At 39.1% G+C, this 6,660-nt stretch carries 7 protein-coding genes, 1 pseudogene and 1 other annotated feature; of the genes and pseudogenes, 7 read left to right on the top strand and 1 reads right to left on the bottom strand.

Annotated elements, in window-relative coordinates:
- Positions 1 to 280: 280 nt before the first annotated feature.
- Positions 281 to 1,219, bottom strand: coding sequence for a replication initiation protein RepM (repM, locus tag FTU62_RS17030; RefSeq protein ID WP_002046604.1), 939 nt, complete (start codon positions 1,217 to 1,219; stop codon positions 281 to 283).
- Positions 1,220 to 1,623: 404 nt separating this feature from the next.
- Here repM and FTU62_RS17025 point away from each other — a divergent pair, with 404 nt between their 5' ends.
- From FTU62_RS17025 to cml, 7 genes and pseudogenes are all read left to right on the top strand, one after another.
- A complete protein-coding gene (locus tag FTU62_RS17025) occupies positions 1,624 to 2,262 on the top strand; it encodes an AAA family ATPase (RefSeq protein WP_000585007.1) in 639 nt (212 codons plus the stop codon).
- 2 nt (positions 2,263 to 2,264) lie between these two features.
- Positions 2,265 to 2,552: a hypothetical protein gene (locus FTU62_RS17020; RefSeq protein WP_000908082.1), complete on the top strand. Its 288-nt coding sequence runs from the start codon at positions 2,265 to 2,267 to the stop codon at positions 2,550 to 2,552.
- A gap of 523 nt (positions 2,553 to 3,075) precedes the next feature.
- Positions 3,076 to 3,246: a hypothetical protein gene (locus tag FTU62_RS17540; RefSeq protein ID WP_017400106.1), complete on the top strand. Its 171-nt coding sequence runs from the start codon at positions 3,076 to 3,078 to the stop codon at positions 3,244 to 3,246.
- A gap of 438 nt (positions 3,247 to 3,684) precedes the next feature.
- Entirely contained in the window at positions 3,685 to 4,389 is a 705-nt protein-coding gene (locus tag FTU62_RS17010) for an IS6-like element IS1008 family transposase (RefSeq protein ID WP_001067790.1), read from the top strand.
- Positions 4,390 to 4,456: 67 nt separating this feature from the next.
- Positions 4,457 to 4,681, top strand: a complete 225-nt coding sequence (locus FTU62_RS17005; RefSeq protein WP_257223257.1) for a hypothetical protein — start codon at positions 4,457 to 4,459, stop codon at positions 4,679 to 4,681.
- Positions 4,682 to 4,863: 182 nt separating this feature from the next.
- Positions 4,864 to 5,653 (top strand): annotated as a pseudogene (locus FTU62_RS17000) (IS3 family transposase); the annotation flags it as partial.
- Positions 5,153 to 5,269 (top strand) — a sequence feature (AL1L pseudoknot). It overlaps the preceding pseudogene by 117 nt.
- Before the next feature lie 197 nt (positions 5,654 to 5,850).
- Positions 5,851 to 6,660, top strand: an 810-nt coding sequence (gene cml / locus FTU62_RS16995) for a CmlA/FloR family chloramphenicol efflux MFS transporter (protein WP_180103256.1), incomplete at its 3' end; no start/stop codon positions are given.

Below are 6,660 nucleotides of genomic sequence, written 5' to 3'. Positions count from 1 at the left end.
TCCGTATAAGGCATAATCAATAACGACATCTCGGCTGATAATCAGCGCAGTAACTTTAGCCAATCTCGCTGCAATTTCCATGTCAGGAATTTGTCCACTTATTCCAATGATGATGAGAACTGCAGCAATAAATTATAAAGGCAGGATAGGTGGTTACTTAACCAGCATAAGTTATGTAACTTATGCTAATTCATATTAAAATCACATGAAAGCAATCTTAATTAAAAACTTAGTATGAGAGGGCGTGGTCTTTTGTTTAAAGTGACAATTAACTAAAGGGTTACTTCTTGTATTTAGGAGCATAACCAACTTCTAACAAATAAGAAAAATACTTTCTAACATTATCGCTATCAAGAAGATCACTTGATATCCTTTCCTGAAAGTCTTCTAGAGTCTCTCCACGATGTGCGAAATCATTACCAAATTTTGGATAGTTAGTAATATCACATAGCTTTTTAGCAAAGAATATACATTGCTTAGCTGTCAATTTATAAGTTGGCTCTAAAGGAGCACTTGTACTCGTTTTATTTTGTTCTTTTTCTTCAAACATGAAATGTAATTCTGAAATATTTCTTCCCTCCTTTTTTTGTATATAAGAAACAGTAATATCCGTAAATTTGTTAATTTGATTTAAAGCTACGGTAAGAACCCTTTTTTTAAAGTCTCCCATCTTTTTATATTCATCTTCTATCAATCCGAGTTTTGATCTAAGCTCATCTATAGAAATATATAACTTACCAGTTGATCTCCAACGTATGAGTAACTCATACAGGCGAATAGCATAAATGCTTGTAAGTGGTGAGATTTGTTTAAGTTCATATCTTGTGAACTTTTCTTCAAGTTTTACAAATAAGGGGATAATATCTGGTGCAAAAATTAGTTGGACGCATCCCTCTTCCTTAACATAACCAACTTTTGAAACCCACCTACTTTTGTATATTCCTATTTTTCCAGTTATAGGATCTACTGCTTTATAATTCAAATGCCGTTCAAAAAGATTATCACATGCAGATTGTAACGCTTCATAAGATGCTTGACGTCCTAAATTAAACTGTTTCATGTATTCAGAAGCATGAATCGTAAGTATAGTATCAGAAGTAAGTTCTTTCTCAATTTCTCGAGCAGCAATGATCGCAATTAATATTAGCCTTTGCTCAGATAGATTTAGTGAATACGATGCTTCAACCAAATTATTATCTTTATATACTATGTTACTCATAGGAAGATATATTAAGGAAAATGTTATAAATAGATATATTGACAATACTACTTAACGTCCACAAATGAAAGTATTTTTAATAAAAGAATTTGTCAACTTATGCACAGAATTTGTCAACTTAGAAACAGGAAAAAGTCAACTTATTGGTAGGAATATGTCAACTCAGAAACAGGAAAAAGTCAACTTATTGGTAGGAATTTGTCAACATATACTTCCTGTATCCCTTTGCTAGTCAAGCTTTGAGCAGAGATATAAATAATAAATTTAAATAAATATATATAAATTCAAAAAGACCATTCTTTTGTGGATAACTTTTTTTTTAATTTTTTTTTTCATGATAGTTGATTACTTCATAAATCACCGTTAAATTATACACAAACAAACTTACGTAACTTACATAAATTATGATTATCTTAGTTGGTGGTGAAAAAGGCGGTGCTGGTAAAAGCTGTTTAGCTCAAAATCTTGCAGTTTACTTACAACAAAGTCAAAGAGACGTCCTCTTATTAGATGCTGACCCTCAAGGAACAACAACAGATTGGGTCAAAGAAAGAGATGAAAACGATGAATTAAATAATATTCCATCAGTACAAGCATCAGGGAATATACGTTCAGTTTTAAAAGATTTAGATAAAAGATACCAAGATATTATCATTGATGCAGGTGGACAGGATTCTGAAGCATTACGTTCAGCAATGACTATAGCTACACATATGTTATTGCCGTTTAGACCCAAACGAAGAGATCTAAAAACTTTAGATCATATGGAACAAGTTTTAAAATTAGCAAAGACAGTAAATCCAAATCTGAAAGCTAGAGCAATTATTACTCAGTGTCCAACTCTTCCTTCTCAAGTTCAAAGAATTTTAGATGCAAAAGAGGCATGCAAATCATTTGGTATTGATGCATTGAATTCAATCACAACAAATCGAAATGTTTATGATGATGCAGATGAAAATGGGCTTTCGGTTTTTGAAGTAAATAGTGATCCTAAAGCGAAAGCTGAAATTGAAAGTATTGCAAGAGAGTTTTTAGGAGTATAACTATGGCTGGTTTAACTGGGCTAAACAAAAAACCTGAACCTACTGAACAAGATAAAATGTTAGATGCATTTATATCTGGTGCAGAAAAGAGGGTAAAGGCTTTAGAATCAAGTGAAAAAAAATTTATTCGTTACACTTTTTCTCTCAATGAAGATATTAGTAAACTAATTGATGAGCTGGTTGTAAAAGGGCAAAATGCAAGAATAAATCGTTCAAGTATTGTTCGAGCAGCTATAGAAAATTTATCGACATATAGTGCAGATGAATTAAAAGAAATATTAAATAAATAAATTAAAAATATCCCACTTTTTTAAGGGGGATATTTTTTATCCAAGTTAAATTTACTGTAAGTCCCCGGTGAACCCTATAGATATTTTTAAATTCAGCTCAGGCTCTAGCAGTGTGGTGGTAATTTATCTATTTGAGTTATTTTATATGAAGGCGTCCTTTTCTGCACAGACACGGATCTAGGCTATTCAGCTTGGCTGACTGAATTGATGTCATGATGTTTGATGCACATTGTCAAATTCTTTATCAAGCGAAACTCTGAATCAATGCTTGTAATTGTTTCACTATGATGAGTTTGAGTCCAGTGAAATGTTGCTTGTTCCAACCGTAGAGCTTTGAATACCCAGTCCATCATATATCAACACTTTCATACAATGACCACGCTTATTCCAAAACAAGATAACCTCAATGTTGCGATTTGACATGGTCAAAGGCTTTTAGGACATGAGAAAGAGCAGTATAAGTAACTGCTCGCATATCCATGGGCTGAGTAGAAAGCCAGATTTCATCAATGTGAATCTTATTGTGAGCACCTTGGGGAATTCTGCCAAAGCGATTGCTCCTGATACCTTCCGTTTCAGCCCAATCGCTATGTTCGCATCAGGCGTCGTTATTGATTATGCCTTATACGGAACTCCAGAATTAGCCCTCGTTGCGAACAACAAAGCAGAAATCCTGCAGTTCCGCGGACGCTGATAAGTAGACAGATTCCTGACACGGAATACTATAACTTACATCACTTAAATAGGATGCATAAGTTATGCAAGTTACGCCACTTAAATAAGTTAAGGCGCTAAAGCGATAAAAGCTACATGATGGCCAGTACTGAGCACTGGCGATCTAAGTCAATGCTGCAGTTCTCATCATCATTGGAATAAGTGGACAAATTCCTGACATGGAAATTGCAGCGAGATTGGCTAAAGTTACTGCGCTGATTATCAGCCGAGATAAAGTAATGTGAACGGGTAGTATTGCTGTAATGGATGGATTAAACGTTGCAGGGTAAGGCAATGTAATAAATGTGGGCTTTGGTGGTGCAGAGCTTGTTCTCCATCCAAAAGGCGAATATATGGCACTGTTGCAAATAGGCTGACATGATAAGCTAAATATCTTATTTATTTCGAGATACAGCAGATGAATCCCTTCCATGGTCGGCACTTTCAAGGTGAAATCATTCTTTGGGCTGTTCGTTGGTATTGTAAATATGGCATCAGCTATCGTGAACTTCAAGAAATGCTCGCTGAACGGGGTGTGAATGTTGACCACACCACAATTTATCGTTGGGTTCAGCGTTATGCTCCAGAAATGGAAAAACGCTTACGCTGGTATTGGCGTAATCCTACAGATTTACATTCATGGCATATGGATGAGACTTATATCAAAGTGAAGGGGCGATGGACTTACCTGTATCGTGCAGTTGATCAACGTGGTCATACGATTGACTTTTACCTTTCCGCTAGACGGAACAGTAAATCAGCCTATTGTTTTTTAGGAAAAATCTTCAATACGGTGAAAAAATGGCAAATTCCACGGGTCATCAATACAGATAAAGCAGCGACCTATGGCCATGCTTTATCACGGTTAAAGCGAGAAGGAAAATGTCCAGTAGATATTGAGCACAGGCAGATTAAGTATAAAAATAATGTCATTGAATGTGATCATGGTAAGTTAAAGCGGATCATCAGGGCCACATTAGGATTCAAATCTATGAAGACGGCTTATGCCACAATTAAAGGTATTGAAGTCATGCGTGCACTACGTAAAGGACAAGCATCGTCATTTTATTATGGTCAGCCTCAAGGTGAAGTGTGTCTAATCAACAGGGTTTTCGGTCTCTAAGCACTTTTAAAAAGGAACTTCATCGACTCAAATCTCTATTTGCAACAGTGCCGATATTTAGCTTATCATGTCAGCCTATTTGCAACAGTGCCTCCGTGAGCGTCAAAAGGAAGGAATTGCAAAAGCCAAAGCGAAGGGCTTATATAAGGGAAGAAAGCGGAAGGTTGACTATGTTGAAATACGAAAAGCAATGGCTGAAGAAAATTCAACATTTAGAGGTGTTGCAGAAAAGTTTAAAGTAGGGATAGCAACAGTACAAAGAGCTTTAAAAGAAGAAACTAATAATCAATAAGGTTGATTAATGAAGACGCTTAGATATTCAAATTTAGAAAAGATCATGACCATTTATACTGAAATTTCTACTTATATTACATTTCATAATGCGACTGGTTTAACAGATATAAATAAATCAATGGAAGATTTTTGAACCGTACCGGGTTTGTCGGAGACCAAGCTTTCTGAGAGAATGTCCCGATGAAAAAAGTAAAATATACCCCTGAAATCAGAGAAAGAGCGGTTCAATTATTGATTGAATCCGAGAAAGATTATCCATCGAATTGGGCTGCGATCACCGCTATTGCTCCCTGAGCAGTATACTGCGCAAGGGTTGTACTCCTGAAACACTACGTGTTTGGTATCAAAAATATTTAGATAAACAAAATCCAGTTAAAGTACAGCAGCTTTCAGACCAAGAACGTATCAAACAACTCGAACGCGAAAATAAAGAACTGCAACGCGCCAATGAAATTCTACGTAAAGCAGCCGCTTTTTTCGCCCAGGCGGAGCTCGACCGCCCACACAAATAATGGTGGATTTTATCCATAATAATAAAGAGCTGTACGGAGTCGAGGCGATTTGTAGAATTTTACCGATCGCACCTTCAACCTATTACCGGACTCTAGATCTCTGTGAAAATCCAGAACATCGAGCAAAGCGAGATTTACATGACTTGCATCATGCTGAGGAGATTAAACGAATTTGGAAGGAAAGTTCAGGTCGGTATGGTGTACGTAAAGTCTGGCAAAAACTGAAACGTGAAGGCTATATTATTGCGCGCTGTACTGTTGCTCGATTAATGCAAAAGCTAGGTATAAAAGGTGTTTGGCGTGGTAAGAACAAACAAACCACCCGTAGCCGAGATGATCAAAAACGAGCGGATGACTTGGTAAAACGTAATTTTACTGCTGATCATCCTGACCAACTGTGGGTGAGTGACTTTACGTATATTCAAACAAATTCAGGCTGGGTTTATACTGCATTATTGCGAAGCAAAAGATAATCGGATAAAATGTAGCAATTCATATTCGTAAGCGTGGAGTAATCAGATGGGAAATTCCAAGTCAGCAGACAAGTAAGCCGCAACAACCAGTATTGTTGTTGCGGCGCTCTGTAAGGCTAGTCTCATCTGATTGCTGACGAGCAGACGTCGCCCGGTATTCCTTAATCGAGGGTTGATTCGTCATGACCACCACACGCCCCGCGTGGGCCTATACGCTGCCGGCAGCACTGCTGCTGATGGCTCCTTTCGACATCCTCGCTTCACTGGCGATGGATATTTATCTCCCTGTCGTTCCAGCGATGCCCGGCATCCTGAACACGACGCCCGCTATGATCCAACTCACGTTGAGCCTCTATATGGTGATGCTCGGCGTGGGCCAGGTGATTTTTGGTCCGCTCTCAGACAGAATCGGGCGACGGCCAATTCTACTTGCGGGCGCAACGGCTTTCGTCATTGCGTCTCTGGGAGCAGCTTGGTCTTCAACTGCACCGGCCTTTGTCGCTTTCCGTCTACTTCAAGCAGTGGGCGCGTCGGCCATGCTGGTGGCGACGTTCGCGACGGTTCGCGACGTTTATGCCAACCGTCCTGAGGGTGTCGTCATCTACGGCCTTTTCAGTTCGATGCTGGCGTTCGTGCCTGCGCTCGGCCCTATCGCCGGAGCATTGATCGGCGAGTTCTTGGGATGGCAGGCGATATTCATTACTTTGGCTATACTGGCGATGCTCGCACTCCTAAATGCGGGTTTCAGGTGGCACGAAACCCGCCCTCTGGATCAAGTCAAGACGCGCCGATCTGTCTTGCCGATCTTCGCGAGTCCGGCTTTTTGGGTTTACACTGTCGGCTTTAGCGCCGGTATGGGCACCTTCTTCGTCTTCTTCTCGACGGCTCCCCGTGTGCTCATAGGCCAAGCGGAATATTCCGAGATCGGATTCAGCTTTGCCTTCGCCACTGTCGCGCTTGTAATGATCGTGACAACCCGTTTCGCGAAGTCC

Source organism: Acinetobacter sp. YH12126, assembly GCF_013418745.1.
GTDB lineage: Bacteria > Pseudomonadota > Gammaproteobacteria > Pseudomonadales > Moraxellaceae > Acinetobacter > Acinetobacter amyesii.
This window is presented reverse-complemented; position numbering and strand designations above follow the sequence as displayed.